18 protein-coding genes and 2 tRNA genes are annotated in these 18,917 nt (G+C 69.8%); 13 read left to right on the top strand and 7 right to left on the bottom strand.

The annotated features are described in order from the left end of the window. Window positions 1-5 precede the first annotated feature (5 nt). From BO226_RS07590 to BO226_RS07570, 5 genes are all read left to right on the top strand, one after another. On the top strand, window positions 6-1,103 hold the full coding sequence (locus tag BO226_RS07590) for a FecCD family ABC transporter permease (RefSeq protein WP_071934921.1): 1,098 nt from the start codon (window positions 6-8) through the stop codon (window positions 1,101-1,103). Then, window positions 1,094-1,966: a heme ABC transporter ATP-binding protein gene (locus BO226_RS07585; RefSeq protein WP_071934920.1), complete on the top strand. Its 873-nt coding sequence runs from the start codon at window positions 1,094-1,096 to the stop codon at window positions 1,964-1,966. Before BO226_RS07590 ends, BO226_RS07585 begins: the two co-directional genes overlap by 10 nt. A 139-nt stretch (window positions 1,967-2,105) precedes the next feature. Continuing rightward, on the top strand, window positions 2,106-3,128 hold the full coding sequence (locus tag BO226_RS07580; protein ID WP_071934919.1) for a hypothetical protein: 1,023 nt from the start codon (window positions 2,106-2,108) through the stop codon (window positions 3,126-3,128). Next, complete coding sequence (locus BO226_RS07575) at window positions 3,128-3,382, top strand: DUF5703 family protein (RefSeq protein WP_071934918.1); 255 nt, start codon at window positions 3,128-3,130, stop codon at window positions 3,380-3,382. Before BO226_RS07580 ends, BO226_RS07575 begins: the two co-directional genes overlap by 1 nt. A 46-nt stretch (window positions 3,383-3,428) precedes the next feature. Further along, the gene (locus BO226_RS07570; RefSeq protein WP_071934917.1) at window positions 3,429-4,499 is read left to right on the top strand and encodes a quinone-dependent dihydroorotate dehydrogenase; all 1,071 of its coding nucleotides are present in this window, start codon (window positions 3,429-3,431) and stop codon (window positions 4,497-4,499) included. 57 nt (window positions 4,500-4,556) lie between these two features. Here BO226_RS07570 and BO226_RS07565 read toward each other — a convergent pair whose 3' ends face one another. Together BO226_RS07565 and BO226_RS07560 are read right to left on the bottom strand one after the other, a co-directional pair. Beyond that, entirely contained in the window at window positions 4,557-5,099 is a 543-nt protein-coding gene (locus tag BO226_RS07565) for a YbhB/YbcL family Raf kinase inhibitor-like protein (protein ID WP_071934916.1), read from the bottom strand. A 30-nt stretch (window positions 5,100-5,129) separates the two neighbouring features. Beyond that, window positions 5,130-6,482, bottom strand: a complete 1,353-nt coding sequence (locus tag BO226_RS07560; RefSeq protein WP_024100852.1) for a M20/M25/M40 family metallo-hydrolase — start codon at window positions 6,480-6,482, stop codon at window positions 5,130-5,132. Between the two features lie 133 nt (window positions 6,483-6,615). On the opposite strand from BO226_RS07560, the gene BO226_RS07555 reads away from it, so the two are divergent. Together BO226_RS07555 and BO226_RS07550 are read left to right on the top strand one after the other, a co-directional pair. Continuing rightward, a tRNA-Leu gene (locus BO226_RS07555) sits at window positions 6,616-6,701 on the top strand. 279 nt (window positions 6,702-6,980) lie between these two features. Further along, a tRNA-Leu gene (locus BO226_RS07550) sits at window positions 6,981-7,066 on the top strand. A 63-nt stretch (window positions 7,067-7,129) separates the two neighbouring features. Here the strand turns inward: BO226_RS07550 and BO226_RS07545 are convergent. Further along, complete coding sequence (locus BO226_RS07545) at window positions 7,130-7,363, bottom strand: PLDc N-terminal domain-containing protein (protein WP_071934915.1); 234 nt, start codon at window positions 7,361-7,363, stop codon at window positions 7,130-7,132. An 86-nt stretch (window positions 7,364-7,449) separates the two neighbouring features. Between BO226_RS07545 and BO226_RS07540 the strand changes: the two genes are divergently transcribed. From BO226_RS07540 to BO226_RS27990, 6 genes are all read left to right on the top strand, one after another. Continuing rightward, the gene (locus BO226_RS07540) at window positions 7,450-8,919 is read left to right on the top strand and encodes an SDR family oxidoreductase (RefSeq protein ID WP_071934914.1); all 1,470 of its coding nucleotides are present in this window, start codon (window positions 7,450-7,452) and stop codon (window positions 8,917-8,919) included. A gap of 123 nt (window positions 8,920-9,042) precedes the next feature. Continuing rightward, window positions 9,043-9,411 (top strand): universal stress protein, encoded by a 369-nt coding sequence (locus BO226_RS07535; RefSeq protein WP_071934913.1) that lies wholly within the window; start codon window positions 9,043-9,045, stop codon window positions 9,409-9,411. A gap of 61 nt (window positions 9,412-9,472) precedes the next feature. Continuing rightward, window positions 9,473-9,853: a DUF2784 domain-containing protein gene (locus BO226_RS07530; RefSeq protein ID WP_024100850.1), complete on the top strand. Its 381-nt coding sequence runs from the start codon at window positions 9,473-9,475 to the stop codon at window positions 9,851-9,853. A gap of 14 nt (window positions 9,854-9,867) precedes the next feature. After that, window positions 9,868-11,103: a saccharopine dehydrogenase family protein gene (locus BO226_RS07525; protein ID WP_033096643.1), complete on the top strand. Its 1,236-nt coding sequence runs from the start codon at window positions 9,868-9,870 to the stop codon at window positions 11,101-11,103. A 293-nt stretch (window positions 11,104-11,396) separates the two neighbouring features. Further along, window positions 11,397-12,434, top strand: coding sequence for a sulfite exporter TauE/SafE family protein (locus tag BO226_RS07520; RefSeq protein ID WP_006551542.1), 1,038 nt, complete (start codon window positions 11,397-11,399; stop codon window positions 12,432-12,434). A gap of 296 nt (window positions 12,435-12,730) precedes the next feature. Next, window positions 12,731-12,988 carry a hypothetical protein gene (locus tag BO226_RS27990; protein ID WP_024100846.1) on the top strand — a complete coding sequence of 86 codons (258 nt, stop codon included), beginning with the start codon at window positions 12,731-12,733 and terminating at the stop codon, window positions 12,986-12,988. 164 nt (window positions 12,989-13,152) lie between these two features. On the opposite strand, the gene BO226_RS07505 is transcribed toward BO226_RS27990, so the two are convergent. From BO226_RS07505 to BO226_RS07490, 4 genes are all read right to left on the bottom strand, one after another. Further along, window positions 13,153-13,497, bottom strand: coding sequence for a lysoplasmalogenase family protein (locus tag BO226_RS07505; RefSeq protein ID WP_071934912.1), 345 nt, complete (start codon window positions 13,495-13,497; stop codon window positions 13,153-13,155). Window positions 13,498-13,623: 126 nt separating this feature from the next. Then, window positions 13,624-14,673, bottom strand: a complete 1,050-nt coding sequence (meaB, locus tag BO226_RS07500) for a methylmalonyl Co-A mutase-associated GTPase MeaB (protein ID WP_006551539.1) — start codon at window positions 14,671-14,673, stop codon at window positions 13,624-13,626. Between the two features lie 7 nt (window positions 14,674-14,680). Continuing rightward, a complete protein-coding gene (gene scpA, locus BO226_RS07495) occupies window positions 14,681-16,927 on the bottom strand; it encodes a methylmalonyl-CoA mutase (RefSeq protein WP_006551538.1) in 2,247 nt (748 codons plus the stop codon). After that, entirely contained in the window at window positions 16,928-18,793 is a 1,866-nt protein-coding gene (locus tag BO226_RS07490) for a methylmalonyl-CoA mutase family protein (RefSeq protein WP_071934911.1), read from the bottom strand. It lies immediately after the preceding gene. Between the last annotated feature and the right edge of the window lie 124 nt (window positions 18,794-18,917).

Below are 18,917 nucleotides of genomic sequence, written 5' to 3'. Positions count from 1 at the left end.
ACCGGATGTCCGTGAGCGAAGAAGTCACCGAGGCCACCGGCCTGCCCGAACGGGCACTGCGGAAGGCCGGACGGGGACGCACCACCGTCGTCCTCGTCGGTCTCGTCGTCACCCTGCTCGCCCTGGCCGTCGCGTCGGCGTGCCTCGGACAGGTGCCCACGAGCCCGGCCGAGGTGGTCGGCAGTCTGCTGCACCGCATCGGGCTGAACCTCGGCCCGATGCCCGCCCATCCCGCCGGGGAAGTGACCTTGTGGGAGGTGCGCTTCCCGCGCGTGGTGCTCGCGATGCTCGTCGGTGCCGCCCTCGGCTGTTCCGGGGCGCTGTTGCAGGGCATCTTCGCCAATCCCCTCGCCGAACCCGGCGTGATCGGTGTGTCCTCCGGCGCCGCCGTCGGCGCGTCCGCGGTGATCGTGCTCGGCGGCGCATTCACCACCGGCTGGGCGCTGGCCGGCGCCGCACTCGTCTCCGGTCTGATCACCACCGTGCTGGTCTACGTACTGTCCCGATCGAACGGACGCACGGAAGTCGTCACGGTGATCCTCACCGGCGTCGCCGTCAACGCCGTCGCCGGCGGGCTCATCGCGTTCTTCACCTTCGTCGCCAGCCCCGCCGCCCGCGACCAGATCGTGTTCTGGCAGCTCGGCAGTCTCGGCGGAGCCACCTGGGACATCGTCGCGGTGGTCGCGCCGCTGACCCTGGCCGGTGTGCTCGTCGCGGTCCTGCTCGCCCCGAAACTCGACCTGCTGGCGCTCGGCGAGAGCGTCGCCCGGCATCTGGGTGTGGACGTCGAACGCGTCCGGCAGCTGTCGATCCTGGCGGTCGCCGTGCTGGTCAGCGGCGCCACCGCCTTCACCGGCATCATCATGTTCGTCGGCCTGGTCGTGCCGCACCTGATGCGCCTGGCTCTCGGCCCCGCCCACCGGGTGCTCGTCGTGGCGAGTGTGCTCGCCGGCGCGGTCGTCCTGCTCGCCGCCGACCTGGGGGCGCGCACCCTGGTCGAGAACGCCGACCTGCCGCTCGGCATGATCACCGCCCTCATCGGCGGCCCGGTCTTCTTCCTGATGCTGCGCCGCACCCGCGCGAAGCAGGGCGGATGGGCATGAGGCTGCTCCCCCGCTCCCTCGGAACCCCGGACGCGGCCGTCCCGGCCCGCTCGGCGCCCGGCACCGCGACGATGCGCGCGGTGGCTGTGCGACTGCGGCGCGGAGAGCGGGAGATCCTGCACGGCATCGACTTCGAGGTGCGCACCGGCGAGGTCGTCGCGCTCGTCGGCCCCAACGGAGCGGGTAAGTCCACCCTGCTCGCGGCGTTGTCCGGCGACCATCCGATCAGCGGTGGCACCGTCGAGGTCGAGGGCCGTCCCCTCGAACGGTGGTCGTCGATCGCGCTCGCTCGCCGTCGGGCGGTGCTGCCGCAGCAGCACACCGTCGGATTCCCGTTCACTGCCCGGCAGGTCGTGCGGATGGGACGGGCCGCGTGGGCGCGCACCCCGCGGCAGGACGACGACGATCGCATCGTCGCCGAGGCGTTCGGGACCTGCGACGTCGCCCATCTCGCCGACCGGCCGTTCCCCGCGCTGTCCGGCGGCGAACGCGCCCGGGTGGCGCTCGCACGGGTGCTGGCCCAGGACACCGAGACGCTGCTGCTCGACGAACCCACCGCGGCACTGGACCTCGGCCACCAGGAGGCGGTCATGCAAGTCGTGCGGGCCCGCGCCGACGACGGGCACGCCGTGGTCGTCGTGCTGCACGATCTCGGGTTGGCCGCCGCCTACGCCGACCGCGTCTGCGTGCTCGAACAGGGACGCATCGTCGCCGACGGCGCACCCGGCGACGTCCTCACCGAAGAGCTCCTCGGCCGCGTCTACCAGTACCCCGTGGCGATCGGCCGCCACCCCGAGACCGGCACCCCGCTCGTGTTGCCGCGACGTCCGAACCGCGACCGGTCCGCCTCGGCGCAGACCTGAGCAGCAGATCACATCCGGCCCGTCGGACGACCCACTGATTTCTTCCCCGCGACCGGCATCAGGAACACTGAAGGTCGGCGCGCCGGGCGCCGGAGCACGTCCGGCAGGTGCGAATCGAATCCGAGGACGAGGAGCAACGATGGGCAGAGCGGGGATCCGAGCGGTCACGATGGTGGGCGCGATCGCGATGGTCGTGCTGGCCGGCTGCTCGTCGGAGAGCACCCCGGACGTGCTGCAGACCATCGAACCCGCCACTCCTGCGGCCGCCCCCGAGGTCGGCCCGTCCCCTGCCGGCGACGTCCGTCCGCTCGACCTGCAGGTCGATGCGCTGGTCGTCGAACCGTCCACGGGTACCTTCGCCGCGCTCGTCGACGACGGAGCACGGGTCGCGTTGTTCGACGACATGGCGTTCGACGGTCCCGGGACGGAACCGCGCCTGGTGGGCCTGCCGTCGTCCGCCGCCACCGTCGTGACCGGCCCCGAGGGCAGTGTGCTCGCGCCCGTGTCCGGGGCCGTGCTGCGCATCGACGTCGCCGACGGCACCATCACCGAGGTCCCGGTCGACGGCAATGCCACGTCGGCGGCCGTGCTGTCCGACGGCCGCTGGGCCGTGGGCACCGACAACGGCCGCGTGCTCGTCGTCGACCCCGAATCCGGCGAGGTGGCCACCACCGTCGGTGGCCTCGCCTCCGTCGACGCCCTCGCCGTCACCGGTGACGCCGTCGCGGCGCTCGACCGCCGGCAGACCTCCCTCACCGAGCTCGACCTCGCCGACGCCCATCTCGGGCCCGCGCTGCGTGCCGGCGAAGGTGCGACGCAGCTGACCACCGACCCCTTCGGACGCGTCGTGATCACCGACACCACCGGCGACGAACTGCTCGTCTACACCCTCGACGCGATCGTCCTGCGGCAGCGTTATCCCGTCGGGCCCGCCCCGTACGCTGTGACCTACGACGAGACGCGGGACCTGATCTGGGTGACTCTGACGGGCAGCAACGAGGTCGTGGGCTACGATCTTTCGACCGGGATCCCGCGAGAACGCCACCGCTTCGCAACGGTGCGGCAACCGAATTCGATCGCCGTCGATCCGGCCGATGCGGCATTGGTGATCGCGTCGGCAACCGGTGACGGACTGCAACGGATCCCGATCGAAGGACAGTGATGGCGAACGAGCGACTCGGCCGGTTGACCCGGATGCCTGTCGGTTGGGACACCAGCAACGACGATTACGAATACGTGCCGCTCAAGCTGCCCCGGGACGTGTCCCGGGTGAGCGCGTCGATGCGTCTGGCGATCTCCGCCGAATTCCACGGCTGGGAACTCACCCGGGTGCGTCTGTATCCGGACGGGAGCCGGCGGGTGCTGCTGCGCCGCCGCAAGACCGCCCATCACGTCCCCGAACCCACCGTTGGTTGATAACAGATCCCGGACCGTCGTGGACCGGGCTTGCAGGGAGTAGTTCGTGTACCGCTATCTTCTTCGGCTCATGTTCCTGTTGCCGCCGGAACGAGCCCACCACCTCGCCTTCCTCGCGATGCGCTGGTCGACTCGCTTCGGGCCGCTGCGCGCCCTGGTGGCGAAGGTGCTCGTCACCGACGACCCCATCCTCCGCAACACCGTCTTCGGCGTGCAGTTCCCCACGCCGGTGGGTCTGGCGGCCGGTTTCGACAAGGACGCGACCGGTGTCGACGTGTGGGGTCCGCTCGGATTCGGGTTCGCCGAGATCGGCACCGTCACCGCCCAGGCCCAGCCGGGCAATCCGCAGCCGCGACTGTTCCGCCTCCCCGAGGACCGGGCGATCGTGAACCGGATGGGCTTCAACAACCACGGTGCCGGGGAGGCCGCCAATCGGCTCCGGCAGCGCCGCCGCACCGTTCCCATCGGCGCGAACATCGGTAAGACGAAGGTCGTGCCGGCCGAGCAGGCCGCCGAGGACTACACCGAGAGCGCACGACTCCTCGGCCCGCTCGCCGACTTCGTGGTCGTCAACGTCTCCTCCCCCAACACCCCCGGCCTGCGGGATCTGCAGGCCGTCGAGTCGCTGCGCCCGATCCTGGTCGCGGTGCTGGACACCGTGACGGTGCCGGTGCTCGTGAAGATCGCCCCGGATCTGTCCGACGAGGACGTCGACGCGGTGGCCGACCTGGCGCTCGAACTCGGGCTCGCCGGCATCGTCGCCACCAACACCACCATCCGCCGCGACGGATTGAACACCCCGCAGAGCCGCATCGAGGAGATCGGCGCGGGCGGCCTGTCGGGCGCCCCGGTCGCCGAGCGGTCCCTCGAGGTGCTGCGCCGGCTGCGCACGCGGGTCGGCGATCGCCTCACCCTGATCTCGGTGGGTGGCATCGAAACCACGGAGCAGGCGTTCGAGCGCATCCTCGCCGGCGCGTCGCTGGTCCAGGTTTACACCGGCTTCATCTACGGCGGTCCGTTCTGGGCGCGGCGCATCAACCGCGGTATCGCCCGCAAGCTGCGCGCGCACGGCTACCGCTCCATCGCCGACGCGGTGGGCGCCAGCACACGAGTGTGACCTGCAACGGACGGGGCCCGGGTCGTACTCGACCCGGGCCCCGTCCGTCACGACCTGTCAGCGCACCTCGTAGGTGCCGGTCAGCAGACCGCGGGCGATGGCGTGCCCGAAGACGTTGAAGCCGAGGAAGGCCGGGCTCGACTCGGGCGTGACACCCTCGAGCACCTCGACGTCGAGTGCGTGCACCGCGACGATGTAGCGGTGGTGGCCGTGTCCGGCCGGCGGAGCGGCACCGATGAACCCGTGGGCTCCGCCGTCGTGGCGCAGGGTCACGGCCTGCTCCGGAAGAGCATTCGAGTCGGCGCTACCCGCACCCGTCGGAAGTTCCGTGACCGAGGCCGGGATGTTCGCGACGGCCCAGTGCCAGAAACCCGACGCCGTGGGGGCGTCCGGATCGAACACCGTGACGACGAAGCTCTTCGTCTCGGCGGGGAAACCCGACCAGGACAGCTGCGGGGAGACGTCGCCGCCCCCGGGGATTCCGAACGCACCGCTGGCCTGCGGGAGTTTCCATTCCTCGCCCTCGGCGAAGTCCGCGCTGGTCACCTCGAAGATGGGCAGCTCGGGCAGGAACGTGTACGGGTCGTAATCGAAAGCCATTCCGGTCCTTTCGTGGCGGTTTCGTGTGTTCTAGGCGTGCATGAGGAAGTGTTCCATGACCCGGGTGCCGAAGCGCAGTGCCTCGACGGGGACACGCTCGTCGACACCGTGGAACAGCGCGGCGAAGTCCAGATCGGGCGGCAACTGCAGCGGCGCGAAACCGAAGCAGCGGATGCCGAGCTTGGCGAACGCCTTGGCGTCGGTGCCGGCCGAGAGCATGTACGGCACGGTCCGGCCGATCGGGTCGTGCGCGAGGATCGCCGCGTTCATCGCGTCGACGAGGTCGCCGTCGAAGGTGGTCTCGTACGGCTCGAGACCGGTGATCCACTCCCTGGTGACATTGGGCCCGATCAGCTCGTCGACAGTGCGTTCGAACTCGGCGAGCCGGCCCGGCAGGATACGGCAGTCGACGACGGCGTGCGCGGTGCGCGGGATGACGTTGGCCTTGTACCCGGCGTCGAGCATCGTGGGGTTCGCGGTGTCGCGCAGGGTCGCGCCCACGATGCGGGCGATCGACCCGAGCTTGGCGAGCGCCCCCTCGAGATCGGGCGAGGCCGGGTCGAAGTCCAGCCCGGTCTCCTCGCTCACGGCGGAGAGGAACTCGGCCACGGAATCGTTGACGACCAGAGGGAAGGTGTGGGATCCGAGCCGGGCCACCGCGCGGGAGAGGACGGTGACGGCGTTGTCCTCGTGCAGGAAGGAGCCGTGCCCGGCGACACCCGTGGCGGTCAGGCGCATCCAGCGCATGCCCTTCTCGGCCGTCTCGACCATGTACAGGCGACGTTCGGTGCCGTCGGGACGCGGCACGGTCAGGGAGAACCCGCCGACCTCCCCCACGGCCTCGGTCACGCCCTCGAACAGCTCGGGCCGGTGCTCGACCAGCCACTGCGAACCGAACTTGCCTCCGGCCTCCTCGTCGGCGACGAACGCGAACACCAGATCGCGCGGGGGCACGATGTTCTCGACCTTGAAGTAACGGGCGACGGCGATCATCATGCCGACCATGTCCTTCATGTCGACCGCGCCGCGTCCCCACACGTAACCGTTCTCGATGGCCCCGGAGAACGGGTGCACGCTCCAGTCCGCGGCCTCAGCCGGCACAACGTCGAGGTGGCCGTGGAGCATGAGGGCACCGCGGCTCGGGTCGGAGCCGGGCAGCCGCGCGAAGACGTTGCCGCGGCCCGGCGCTCCGGATTCGACGTAGGTCGTCTCGTAGCCGACCTCCTCGAGCACGGAGGCCACCCACTCGGCGCATTCGCGTTCGCCGCGGGTAGTGGTGGGTTCGCCGGTGTTCGAGGTGTCGAACCGGATGAGGCGGGAGACGAGGTCGACGACCTCCTCCTCCGCCCGGGACGGCTGGTGGGCGCTCGTGTCAATGGCCATGGTCGTATGTCTACCACCGCCCGTCCACCATCTCGACAGTTCGGATCACCGCAGGTGGAGGTGGCGATTTGGGACCGTGAGCGTGGTGGGTTACTCTTTCACAGCGCCCACGACGAGTGGGCGCGAGCACCAGGTCCGAGTGGCGGAATGGCAGACGCGCTAGCTTGAGGTGCTAGTGTCCTATTAACGGACGTGGGGGTTCAAGTCCCCCCTCGGACACTCTGAGTCGAGACAGACGACGAAGGCCCCGAACATCATGTTCGGGGCCTTCGTCGTTGTCGGGAGAAGATCGAGCGGGCGACAACCGATACCGCATTCGTCATCCGCTGCGGCAACGTGCTGCAGCGGATGACGAACAAGCGAGCGGATCCGCGCGAGGCGCGTCGAGTGCCGCGAGCGCGCCTGAAGTGCCGTTTTGGGGATCGGACGCCCCATGCGCTACTGTTTCTTCAGCGCCCGCGGGAGCGGGTTCTACCGACATGCCCCGTGTGGGCGTCGGTCCGAGTGGCGGAATGGCAGACGCGCTAGCTTGAGGTGCTAGTGTCCTATTAACGGACGTGGGGGTTCAAGTCCCCCCTCGGACACCCCGAAACCCGAAGGCCCCGAACCGATATCGGTTCGGGGCCTTCGGTTCGTCCGGGGTCCGCTCAGTCCCGGCGGCCCTTGCGGAAGTACCGGATCGGGCCGAAGAAGTTCACCGCGATGGTCAGCGTCCAGCGCAGCTTGCTGCCGTTGATCTTGTCGGCCGGTCGCCTCGCCAGATCGGCCCAGGCCGCGACGGCGAGCGACAACTGCACCACCGCGAGCAGGACCACCAGCACCTGCTGGGGGCGGCTCAGTTCGGCGAACTTCTTCTTGGACAAGGGGGAGCTCGGGCTCATCGTTCCTCCGGTACCTGCACGGGAATTCGGACACGATCATCCTGCCCGATACGATCGGGCATACAGCAGCACACGGAAAAAGGCAGATGAACCCCCACAGCGACACCACCGCCGAACCCGCCACCGACAGCTTCACCCGCATCGACCCCGACGACCTGGCCACCTGTCTGCGGGTGCTCGACCAGGCAGCGGGCCTCGACGCCGAACATCCCGACGCGATCGCCGTGCAGCGGGCCGTGGGGCACATGTTCAAGAAGTTCAAGCGGCTGCGCCGCAACGAGGCCCGCAAGCAGCGCGTCGACGCCGACCGTCAGGTGCTGTCCGCGACCGCCACCGCCTCCCCCACCCGCATCGACGACGAGACCGCCGGACTCCCGCTGGCGTCGTCGACTCGCGGTGCAAGCGCGGGAACGCTGCTGCGTCCGCGGCACTGCTACATCTGCAAGGACAAGTACACCCGCGTCGACGCCTTCTATCACCAGTTGTGCCCGACGTGCGCCGAGGAGAACCACGCAAAACGCGACGCGCGCACCGATCTGCGGGGCCGTCGCGCCCTGCTCACCGGCGGTCGCGCCAAGATCGGCATGTACATCGCATTGCGGTTGCTGCGCGACGGCGCTCACACCACCGTCACCACGCGGTTCCCCAACGACGCGATCCGCCGCTTCACCGCGATGGAGGACAGCGGCGACTGGCTGCACCGGCTGCGCATCGTCGGCATCGACCTGCGTGATCCCGCCCAGGTGGTCGCCCTCGCCGACGATGTGGCCGCGCAGGGTCCGCTGGACATCCTCATCAACAACGCCGCGCAGACGGTGCGCCGCTCCCCCGGTGCCTACTCGGCGCTGGCCGAGGCGGAGGCCGATCCGCTGCCCGCCGGTCCGCGCCCCGAGGTCCTGACCTTCGGCAAGCCCTCGGACGCCCATCCGGCCGCTCTGGCCGGGTCGCTGCCGGCCGAGTTGTCGGCGCACTCGTTGACCTCGCTGGCACTGGTGGCCGGATCGGCGACACCCGAGCGGGTCGCGGCCGGCGTCGCCGTCGACGCCGGTGGCCTGCTGCCGGATCTCGTGCACACCAACAGCTGGGTCCAGACCGTCGGCGAGGTCGAGCCGCTGGAACTGCTCGAGGTGCAGCTGTGCAACTCGGTGGCGCCGTTCATCCTCGTCAACCGTCTGCGTCCGGCGCTCGCCGCGTCCCCGGCCCGCCGCAAGTACGTCGTGAACGTCTCCGCGATGGAAGGGCAGTTCGGGGGTCGCCGCTACAAGGGCGCCGGGCATCCGCACACCAACATGGCCAAGGCCGCGCTGAACATGCTCACCCGCACCAGCGCCGAGGAGATGCTCACCGACGGCATCCTCATGACCGCCGTCGACACCGGGTGGATCACCGACGAACGGCCGCACCACACCAAGATGCGGCTGGCCGAGGAGGGATTCCACGCCCCGCTCGATCTCGTGGACGGCGCCGCCCGCGTCTACGACCCGATCGTCCAGGGCGAGGCCGGCACGGACCTGTACGGATGCTTCCTCAAGGACTTCCGCCCGGCACCCTGGTGATCCGGACCCGGTGATCCGGACCCCGTGATTTGGGGAGACCGGTTCCACACCGTGGATCGTGGCCCACTCTCCGGGCCGCGGCGATAATGGATAACGTCCCCGCAGGCCCGCACGAGGAGAGTCATGACTGTCGCTGTCGTTCACGCCGATACCCTCGAAGGCCGGATCGCTCTGCAGGCCGCGGTGCGGGAGGCCGCCGACCGGCAGCAGTCGCTGGTGGTGCTCCACCCGCTCGACGAACCCGACGAGGTGGAAGGCGTGCGGGCACAGGTGAGCGAGGTGGCCGGTACCGACGGCTGGGAGTTGCTCTCGGCCGTCCACGACGGCGATCCGGTCGGCACGACCGTCGAACTGCTTGCGCGCAGCGGCGCCGAACGCGTGGTCATCGGCAGCCGCGGGCGCACCGCGACCGGCAAGTTCCTCGTCGAGCGGGCGGTGCAGCGGCTGATCACCGAGTCGTCGGTGCCGGTGCTCGTCATCAAGGCCGGCTGAGGCACCGCCCGCCCTCCGGCAACCGCGTTCGTTCCGAGGCCGTTCGTTCTACCCTGGGCACATGGCGTTCCGGGTGGTCGCCGACCTCACGGCCTTCGTGCATCTGCTCTTCGTGCTCTACGTCGCGTTCGGTGGTTTCCTCGCGTGGCGGTGGCCCCGCACGATCGTCGCGCACGTCGTCGCGGTGGTGTGGGGAGCGACCTCGGTGGCCGTGGGGTTCGACTGCCCGCTGACCGCGGTGGAGAACTGGGCACGCCGCGAGGCCGGCCAGGAAGGTCTGCCGCCGAGCGGATTCATCGATCACTACCTCACCGGGGTGATCTACCCGGAGTCCGCGCTCGGCGCGGTCCGCGCCCTCGCCGCGCTCGCCGTACTCATCTCGTGGGTGGTGCTGTGGCGCCGGATCCGTGTGACGAAGGTCGCCCCCGAGACTTACTCCTGAGTAGGGTGAGGGGCATGACTGTCTCCCGGGATCTCGACATCGTTATCTACGGCGCCACCGGCTTCGTCGGGCGCCTCACCGCCGCCTATCTCGCCGAGAACCTCCCCGACGGCGTCGCCGTCGGACTCGCAGGACGTTCACGCACCAAACTCGAGAAGCTCGCCGCCGACCTCGGAACCGACTGGCGGCTGATCGAGGCGAACGCCGACGATCCCGCCTCGCTGACCGCGCTCGCCGAGTCCACCCGCGTGGTGATCACGACCGTCGGTCCCTACGCCACGTACGGGCTGCCGCTCGTGCAGGCGTGCGCCGAGGCCGGCACCGACTACGTCGACCTCACCGGCGAGGTGCTCTTCCACCGCGAGAGCATCGACCGCTTCGACGACGTGGCCCGGCGCACCGGCGCCCGCATAGTCCACTCGTGCGGTTTCGACTCCGTCCCGTCCGACCTCGGCGTCCATGCGCTCTACCGCGCCGCGGAGGCCGACGGCAACCTGCCGCTCACCGACACGACCTTCGTGCTCGGCTCCTTCCGCGGCGGGGTGAGCGGCGGAACCATCGATTCGCTCCGGCAACAGCTCGACGCGGTCCGCAAGGATGCCGCCGCACGGAAGATCGCCGCGCGCCCGTACTCGCTGTCCCCCGATCGGGCTCGGGAACCCGATCTCGGTCGCCAGAACGACTTCGCGTTCGTCGACGGCAAATCCGTGGCGCCGGAGATTTCGGGGCGGCTCGCACCGTTCGTGATGGCCTCCTACAACACCCGCATCGTGCGACGCAGCAACGCGTTGCGCGACTGGGCCTACGGACGCCGGTTCCGCTACCGGGAGGTGATGAGTGTCGGCTCCTCACCGCTCTCCCCCGTCCTCGCCGGGCTCGTCGGACTCGGCACGGGAGCCCTCGCCGCCGGCCTGTCGTTCCCGCCCACGCGGTTCGTCCTCGACAAGCTCCTGCCCGCGCCCGGTGAGGGACCGTCGGAGGAGACCCGCGAGAACGGTTACTTCACGGTGGATCTGTACGCTTCGACCGAATCGGGAGCTCGCTACACCGCGCGGTTCTCCGCGCAGGGCGACCCAGGTTACAAGGCCACGGCCGTGATGCTCGGCGAGTCCGCCCTCTCGCTCGCCCTCGGCGGCGCGGCCCTGCACGCCGGTGGCGGTGTCCTCACCCCCGCGGTGGCCTTCGGGGACGTGCTGACCGAACGGCTCCGCACGGCCGGTTTCGAGATCTCCGCGCGCCGCCTCGGCTGACCTCGCCTCCGGCGCGCCCGATCGGCGCGCCGGGCCCGCCGAGTGTGGCTCCGTCGCTTCGACGGGCTATGCTCGACCGGACCGAACGATCCGCGCGCGGAACGAGACCTGAGGACGTGACCATGGCTGCGACGAGTACCGAGATGGCTCCGGCCGCTCGTCTCGCGCTCATGCCGTTCTGGCCGACCCGTCGCGGCGCCTGCTTCGATTGTCTGTGTTGCACCCGGGAGTGTTGCTGAGCGCTTCGCCGCTCGTCCAACTTTTCGGGTTCTTCCAGCTTTCGGAGCCAACGCATGTTCAATCTGCTCATCTTCACGCTCGTCGGTGTCGGCGCACAGCTCGTCGACGGCGCACTCGGCATGGCCTTCGGTGTCACCGCGACCACCCTGCTGCTGTTCAGCGGTGTCGGTCCGGCGCACGCGAGCGCCGCCGTGCACCTCGCCGAGGTCGGAACCACCCTCGTCTCCGGTGCCTCGCACTGGCGGTTCCGCAACATCGACTGGAAGGTCGTGCTGCGACTCGGTGTTCCCGGTGCCATCGGCGCCTTCCTCGGCGCGACCGTGCTGTCGGGACTGTCCACCGAGGCCGCCGAACCGGTGACCGCCGGAATCCTTCTGGCCATCGGCGTATACGTCGCGTTGCGCTTCTCGGTACGACCCCCTGCGGTCGCCCACGCCCGCACCTCCCCGCACACCGCGAAATTCCTGTCGCCTCTGGGCTTCTTCGGCGGCTTCATCGACGCGAGCGGTGGTGGCGGCTGGGGACCGATCACCACCAGCACCCTGCTCTCCCGCGGTAAGACGGCACCGCGCACCGTGATCGGTTCGGTGAGCGCGTCGGAGTTCCTCGTCGCGGTCGCGGCGAGCGTCGGCTTCCTGTTCGGGCTCGGCCACGACTCCCTCGGCAATCTCGTTATCGTCGCCGGTCTCGCGCTCGGCGGTGCCCTCGCGGCGCCGGTCGCGGCCTGGCTGGTCAGCCGCGTCCCTGCGACGCTGCTCGGTACCGGCGTCGGCGGTGTCATCGTGCTGACCAACGCGCACAAGCTCGCCAAGACTGTCGACCTCTCCGGCGCGGCGCTGGCGGTGCTCTACCTCGCCATCGTCGCTGCGTGGCTCACGCTGCTGATCGTGTCCTGGAAGCGTTCGCGCCTCACCCCCGCGGAGAAGAGCGGTTCGCTCGAACCGCTGGCGCAGCCGACGCCGGCGGCACTGCTCGAAGGTACCGACGCGACGCCTCTCCCCGGGGCCCGTCCGGAGCCTCGGGAGGTGCCCGGACACAACGAAACTCGCCTGAATTCCACCACGTCACCACGGACTCCCGACGGGGCCTGATATCGCGGTTATGCCCGCGTGCGGTGGTGCTTCCCGATCCCGCCATCGAAGCGGCCGGCGGATTCGCGCACAGCATGCCGATCGACATGGCCCGGCACCGCCTTCACCGCGGCCGGCGTCGAACTCCCCCAGGCATGCGTGTCGATCACCGTCGGCGGCCGCGATGCCGCGATGGTCCTCGATCCGGCAGTGCCGTGACGGTCGCCAAGCAGCTTCTCGGGCTGTAACGCACGCTGTCGCAGCCCTCGACCGCCCGGGCAGAACCAAGATCACGTACAACTCGTACGGACGCTACGATGCGCCGTGGGAATCTGCCCCGATACGCCGTCGCATCCGCGACCCTCGCCGGCGCCCTGCTCCTCGGAGCGTGCTCCTCCGGCGACGACGCCACCTCCGACACCGCCTCGGACGCCGACTCCGCAGCCTCCGACACCACCACCTTCGACGCCGACACCGTCAGCGAACCGACCGGCCTCGGCAGCGACATCCTCGCCCGCTTCGACTCGTGCGACGATGTCGCGCCCGCCGTCGCCCCCTACATCGAGCGGCACTGAGCCTGCGCTCCTCGAGCGGCGTGGACGAGTACAGCGTCTACTGCGCATGGGAGACCCCGGACAGCGTCACCAACCTCGACGAGATCCGGTCGGTGGAGATCGTCCTGCCACCGGGATCCGGCAACGTCCCGTCGGCGAGCGACCTCGAAACCGGCGGTCTCGAACTACTCCCCGACGCACGACGCGTAGATCGCCACCGGGACGACGAGAATCCCTGCCGCCGAAGCGCACACGGCGACCATGGCGAACACTGCGAAGGTGTAGAGACCGACCACCCATGGGCGGGTCCGCAGCACGCTCGACCGCCGGTGCGGCCGGAACGCGACGATGTAGGTGAGCTGGGCGCACAGGACGAGACCCACCAGCACCAGGAACGCGGCATCACCGTCGACGAGGTCGGGTGCGCTGTCCCCCAACCATGAGACTCCCAGTGCCACAAGCGTGCCCACGACCAGCCGGTCGCGCGGTGCGGACGTGACGAGAACGAGTCCGAGCGCGAGCAGCGGCATGAGGAACCACTGCGAAACGTCGGTGAACGCCGAATCGGGCGCGAGAACCTGAAAACGAGATGAGCCGCCGCGACGATCGCGAACGCACCGAGAACGGTGACGGCGATCGTGCGGCGGCTCACGGGATCAGGAGTCCTCGCCGGACGTTCCTGGGTCGTGCACCCCGTCGAAGGCGTCGAGCAGGCGTTGCGCGGCGAGTGCGGCGGTCAGCGAACCGTCGCGCACCCCGGCCTCGACGTCCTTGCGGATCGCCCGCACGCGCGGGGAGGTCTCGAGACGACGCAACAGCTGGTCGTGCACCATCGTCCACGTCCAGTCCACCTGCTGACGGCGCCGGTTCTCGTCGAACATGCCCGCCTCGGTGAGCACTTTCTTGTGCTCGAGCACAGTGTCCCAGAAGGTGTCCAGACCGTTGCCGGTCATGCCGCTCATGGTGATCACCGGCGGCTTCCAGATCGCGTCGTGCGGATGCACCATGCGCATCGCGCCGGCGAGTTCGCGGGCGGCGACCCGCGCGTCGCGTTCGAACTCCCCGTCGGCCTTGTTGACGGCAACGAGGTCGGCGAGTTCGAGCACGCCCTTCTTGATGCCCTGCAGCTGGTCGCCGGTGCGGGCCAAGGTCAGGAAGCAGAAGGTGTCGACCATGTTCGCGACGGTCACCTCGGACTGTCCGACACCGACGGTCTCGACGAGGATCACGTCGAAACCGGCAGCCTCGAGCAGCACCATCGTCTCGCGGGTGGCCTTCGCGACCCCGCCGAGCGTGCCGGCCGAGGGCGACGGGCGGATGTAGGCGTCCCGCTGCACCGCGAGCCGCGCCATCCGTGTCTTGTCGCCGAGGATCGAACCACCCGTGCGGGTCGACGACGGGTCGACGGCCAGCACCGCGACCCGATGCCCCTGCTCGAGCAGATGCATGCCGAGCGCGTCGATGAAGGTCGACTTGCCGACACCGGGCACACCGGTGATACCGACACGAATCGCGTTGCCCGCGTTGGGAAGCAGGCGCAGCAGCAACTGCTGCGCCCGCTCCCGATGGTCGTCGCGGGTCGACTCGACCAACGTGATGGCCCGCGCGAGGCCGGCCCGCTCGTTGGCGAGCACGGCCTCGGCGAGGGCGTCGACGTCGATCTGCCGTCGGCGGGTCTGCGCGGCGCCGACCGAGGAGTCGCTCATGCCGCCGTCAGCCTCCGAGGTGGTGGCCGAGCTGCGCGGCGAGCTTGGTCAGCAGACCGGTCGCCGCATCCGCGATCACGGTGCCGGGCGGGAAGATCGCCGCCGCACCCGCCGCGTAGAGCTCGTCGAAGTCGCCCGGCGGGATGACACCACCGACGACGATCATGATGTCCTCGCGGCCCACCTCGGCCAGCGCCTGCTTGAGGGCAGGGACCAGCGTCAGGTGACCCGCGGCCAACGACGACACGCCGACGACGTGCACGTCGTTGTCGGCCGCCTGCTGGGCGACCTCTTCGGGGGTCTGGAACAGCGGTCCCACGTCGACGTCGAATCCGAGGTCGGCGAAGGCCGTGGCGATCACCTTCTGGCCTCGGTCGTGACCGTCCTGGCCCATCTTCGCGACGAGGATGCGGGGGCGACGACCCTCCTCCTCGGCGAACTTCTCGACCAGTTCGGTTGCGGCGGTGATGTTGGTGGCCTTGCCGGCCTCGTCGCGGTACACGCCGCTGATCGTACGGATCTCGGCCTGGTGGCGGCCGTAGACCTTCTCCAGGGCGTCCGAGATCTCACCGACGGTGGCCTTCGCGCGGGCCGCGTCGATGGCCAGCGCGAGCAGGTTGTTGTCGAGACCCTGGCTCTGCGCACCGGCGGCGCGGGTGAGCGCGTCGAGGGCGGCGCGGGTGGCCTCCTCGTCCCGGTCGGCGCGCAGTTGCTCGAGCTTGGCCAGCTGCTCGGCCCGCACACGCGAGTTCTCGACCTTGAGGACCTCGATCTCGTGGTCCTCGGTCACCTGGTACTTGTTGACGCCGATGACGGGCTGACGACCGGAGTCGATGCGCGCCTGGGTGCGGGCGGCCGCCTCCTCGATGCGCAGCTTCGGGATGCCCTCCGAGATCGCCTGCGCCATACCGCCGGCGGCCTCGACCTCGGCGATGTGGGCGCGGGCCTTGTCGGCCAGCTCGTGGGTGAGCCACTCGACGTAGTGCGAGCCGCCCCACGGGTCGATGGGCCGCGTGGTGCCCGACTCCTGCTGCAGCAGCAGCTGGGTGTTGCGGGCGATGCGCGCCGAGAAGTCGGTGGGCAGTGCCAGCGCCTCGTCGAGCGCGTTGGTGTGCAGCGACTGGGTGTGGCCCTGGGTCGCGGCCATCGCCTCGACGCACGTGCGGGCGACGTTGTTGAAGACGTCCTGTGCGGTGAGCGACCAGCCGGAGGTCTGCGAGTGGGTGCGCAGCGATTTCGACTTCGGGTTCTTCGCCCCGAACTTCTCGACGAGCTCGCTCCACAGCAGGCGACCTGCGCGCAGCTTCGCGACCTCCATGAAGAAGTTCATGCCGATCGCCCAGAAGAACGACAGGCGCGGCGCGAACTTGTCGACGTCCATGCCGGCGTCGAGTCCGGCGCGGATGTACTCCATGCCGTCCGCGAGGGTGTACGCGAGCTCGAGGTCGGCCGTCGCGCCGGCTTCCTGGATGTGGTAGCCGGAGATCGAGATCGAGTTGAAGCGCGGCATCTTCGCCGAGGTGTACGCGAAGATGTCGGAGATGATCCGCATCGACGGCTTCGGCGGGTAGATGTAGGTGTTGCGGACCATGAACTCCTTCAGAATGTCGTTCTGGATGGTTCCGGCCAGCTGCTCGGGCTTGACGCCCTGCTCCTCCGCCGCCACGACGTACAGCGCCAGGATCGGCAGCACCGCGCCGTTCATGGTCATCGACACAGACACCTGCGACAGATCGATGCCGTCGAACAACTGACGCATGTCGAGGATCGAGTCGATCGCGACACCGGCCATACCGACGTCACCCTGTACACGCGGGTGATCGGAGTCGTAGCCGCGGTGCGTGGCCAGGTCGAAGGCCACCGACAGGCCCTTCTGACCGGCGGCGAGGTTGCGCCGGTAGAAGGCGTTGGACTCGGCGGCGGTGGAGAAGCCGGCGTACTGCCGGATGGTCCACGGCTGGTTCACGTACATCGTCGGGTACGGCCCGCGCACGAACGGGGCCAGACCCGGGTAGCTGCCGAGCGGGTAGCCCTCGGCGACGACGGCGTCGCGGTCGGCCTTGGTGTAGACCGGCTTGACGTCGATGCCCTCGGGCGTCGACCACACGACGTCCTCGGTGCTGTAGTTGTTCGCCTCGGCGACGGACTCGACGAGCGCGGCGGCCTGCTCCGCGGTGGGAGCGGTGGGCGCCGGCGCGGCCGGGTCCGTCAACGGGACGTCGGCGAAGCTGCCGATTTCGTGTTCGATGCTCACTTACGCTCCCAGAGTGTTCAGCAGGTCGGTGAGGGCGGCGACGGCGTCGATGCGCGCGGTGAGGAAGCCGTCCGGACGATCGTCCCCCTGCGCGTCCTTCACGGCCTTCTCGGGTCCGGCCAGCAGCACCGTCGTGATCCCCGCCGCACGCAGCGCAGAGGTGGCCGTACCGGCCTGCTCGCCGTAGCGGGTGTCGGTGCCGCACAGCACGGCGACGGACGTTCCGGTGTCGCCCACCAGGGACGACAGGTCGGCGTCGAGATCGAGCGGTCCGGGATTGACCGCTTCGATGCCACCGGCGGCGAGCAGGTTCGTCGCGAAGGTCGCCCGTACGTTGTGTTCGGCGATCGGCCCGAGCGGGGCGAGCAGCACCCGCGGGCGGGCACCGTGCGAGGCCAGGTAGGTGTCCGAGCGGTCGCGCAGCGCCTCGAACGGTGCGGCGTACCGCGCGGGGGACGCGCCGGCCTCGGCGACACCGACCGGCAGCGGCTTCTCGGCCAGGTTCGGGAACTCGTTGACCCCGGTCACCGAGAACGTGCGGTGCGCGATGTCGGACTCGCGGCGGGCACGCGTCTGCGCGACACGCTCGGCGATCAGCCCTGCCTCGAGAGCGGCGCGGTAGCCACCGGCCGCCTCGATCTCCTGGAAGAAGCCCCATGCCTTCTCTGCGATCTGCGCGGTCAGTTCCTCGACGTACCAGGAACCAGCGGCGGGATCGAGAACGCGCCCGAGGTTGGACTCCTCGAGCAGCAGCAGCTGGGTGTTGCGGGCGATCCGGGCGGAGAACGCCTCGGACACCTCGAGCACACCGGCCGGCAGTGCGGAGTCGAACGGCAGGACCGTGACGGCGTCGGCGCCACCGACACCCGCGCCGAACGCGGCGAGGGTCGTGCGCAGCATGTTCACCCACGGATCGCGCTGGGCCATCATCGCCGCGGAGGTCACGGCGTGCTGCGGAGCGTTGCCGGCCTCGGGGGCACCGGCGACCTGGGCGACGCGCGCCCACACCTGACGACCCGCGCGGAACTTGGCGATGGTCTGGAACTGGTCGTCGGTCGCGGCGAGACGGAACTCGAGCTGACCGAGCGCGGCCGCAACGGGAACCCCGGCGTCGACGAGTGCTCGCACATAATCGAGGCCGGCGGCGATCGCGGCACCGAGTTCTTCGGCGTCGGACGAACCGGCGTTGTGGAAGGCGGTGCCGTCCACGGTGAGGGCACGCATCGCTTCGGTGCGGTCGGCGGCGGCCCGTGCCAGCTCGACGGCCTCGTCGAGAGATACGTCGGGACGCTCGGAGAACGCGCTGGTGAGCGGCGCTGCACCGAGGAAGATGCGCACGGCGGCGCGGTCCTCGATATCGGTGCGATTGTCGAGCACGGAGTACACGGCGGTGGTCGCTGCGACCGCGTCGGCACCGGCGTCGAGACGGACCGGCGCGAGGTCGAGGAGCACACCGTTGAGCGCGGTGTCGAGCGCGTCCACGGGGACCGCGCCGGCGCCGAGACCGAGCCACACCGAGCTGACGCCGTTGTTCAGCGCGTCGAGGATGCGCTCGTTGACCGAGGCCGCGTCGGTGCCGGTGAACCGGACGTCGACGAGCCAGCCGGTGTTGACGTCGCGCGTGGACGAGCCGCCGCGGACGAACGGGAACTCACCGGGCAGCGGCGCTTCGTCGCGCTCGTCGCGGACGCCGTACAGCGGCGCGACGGTGACGTCGTCGTAGGTCGTGGTCTCGAGCAGACGCTGCGGCTCGGGTCCGAGTTCGGCCGGGTCGACACGTCGGGACTTGGCCAGCACCCCCGCCACCGCGTCCTGCCACTGCGCATATGCGCGCGCGGCATCCTCGGCTTCTGCAGCTAATGACACGGGCGATTCCTCCTACTGCGGGTTTGCAGGCTTTGTACGGACGGCGTTGTCGGCCGGAGGTGGGCGACCTCGAAATGGGTAGGTTGCCTTCGGTGTGATGCTATCCCCGCACATCGCGCGATCG

It is taken from the genome of Rhodococcus sp. 2G (assembly GCF_001886355.1).
In the GTDB taxonomy this organism is placed as follows: Bacteria; Actinomycetota; Actinomycetes; order Mycobacteriales; family Mycobacteriaceae; genus Rhodococcus; species Rhodococcus pyridinivorans.
Note: the sequence above shows the minus strand (reverse complement) of the source record. Positions and strands in the feature narration are given on the sequence as shown.

What these genes read in the sequence shown, in the direction of transcription:
- BO226_RS07580 (WP_071934919.1), top strand. Translation starts at nt 2,106, where the DNA reads ATGGGCAGAGCGGGGATCCGAGCGGTCACGATGGTGGGCGCGATCGCG.
- BO226_RS07520 (WP_006551542.1), top strand. Translation starts at nt 11,397, where the DNA reads ATGTTCAATCTGCTCATCTTCACGCTCGTCGGTGTCGGCGCACAGCTC.
- BO226_RS07590 (WP_071934921.1), top strand. Translation starts at nt 6, where the DNA reads ATGTCCGTGAGCGAAGAAGTCACCGAGGCCACCGGCCTGCCCGAACGG.
- BO226_RS07535 (WP_071934913.1), top strand. Translation starts at nt 9,043, where the DNA reads ATGACTGTCGCTGTCGTTCACGCCGATACCCTCGAAGGCCGGATCGCT.
- meaB (WP_006551539.1), bottom strand. Translation starts at nt 14,673, where the DNA reads ATGAGCGACTCCTCGGTCGGCGCCGCGCAGACCCGCCGACGGCAGATC.
- BO226_RS07540 (WP_071934914.1), top strand. Translation starts at nt 7,450, where the DNA reads ATGAACCCCCACAGCGACACCACCGCCGAACCCGCCACCGACAGCTTC.
- BO226_RS07505 (WP_071934912.1), bottom strand. Translation starts at nt 13,497, where the DNA reads ATGCCGCTGCTCGCGCTCGGACTCGTTCTCGTCACGTCCGCACCGCGC.
- BO226_RS07575 (WP_071934918.1), top strand. Translation starts at nt 3,128, where the DNA reads ATGGCGAACGAGCGACTCGGCCGGTTGACCCGGATGCCTGTCGGTTGG.
- BO226_RS07585 (WP_071934920.1), top strand. Translation starts at nt 1,094, where the DNA reads ATGGGCATGAGGCTGCTCCCCCGCTCCCTCGGAACCCCGGACGCGGCC.
- BO226_RS07545 (WP_071934915.1), bottom strand. Translation starts at nt 7,363, where the DNA reads ATGAGCCCGAGCTCCCCCTTGTCCAAGAAGAAGTTCGCCGAACTGAGC.
- BO226_RS07560 (WP_024100852.1), bottom strand. Translation starts at nt 6,482, where the DNA reads ATGGCCATTGACACGAGCGCCCACCAGCCGTCCCGGGCGGAGGAGGAG.
- BO226_RS07525 (WP_033096643.1), top strand. Translation starts at nt 9,868, where the DNA reads ATGACTGTCTCCCGGGATCTCGACATCGTTATCTACGGCGCCACCGGC.
- BO226_RS07565 (WP_071934916.1), bottom strand. Translation starts at nt 5,099, where the DNA reads ATGGCTTTCGATTACGACCCGTACACGTTCCTGCCCGAGCTGCCCATC.
- BO226_RS07530 (WP_024100850.1), top strand. Translation starts at nt 9,473, where the DNA reads ATGGCGTTCCGGGTGGTCGCCGACCTCACGGCCTTCGTGCATCTGCTC.
- BO226_RS27990 (WP_024100846.1), top strand. Translation starts at nt 12,731, where the DNA reads ATGCGCCGTGGGAATCTGCCCCGATACGCCGTCGCATCCGCGACCCTC.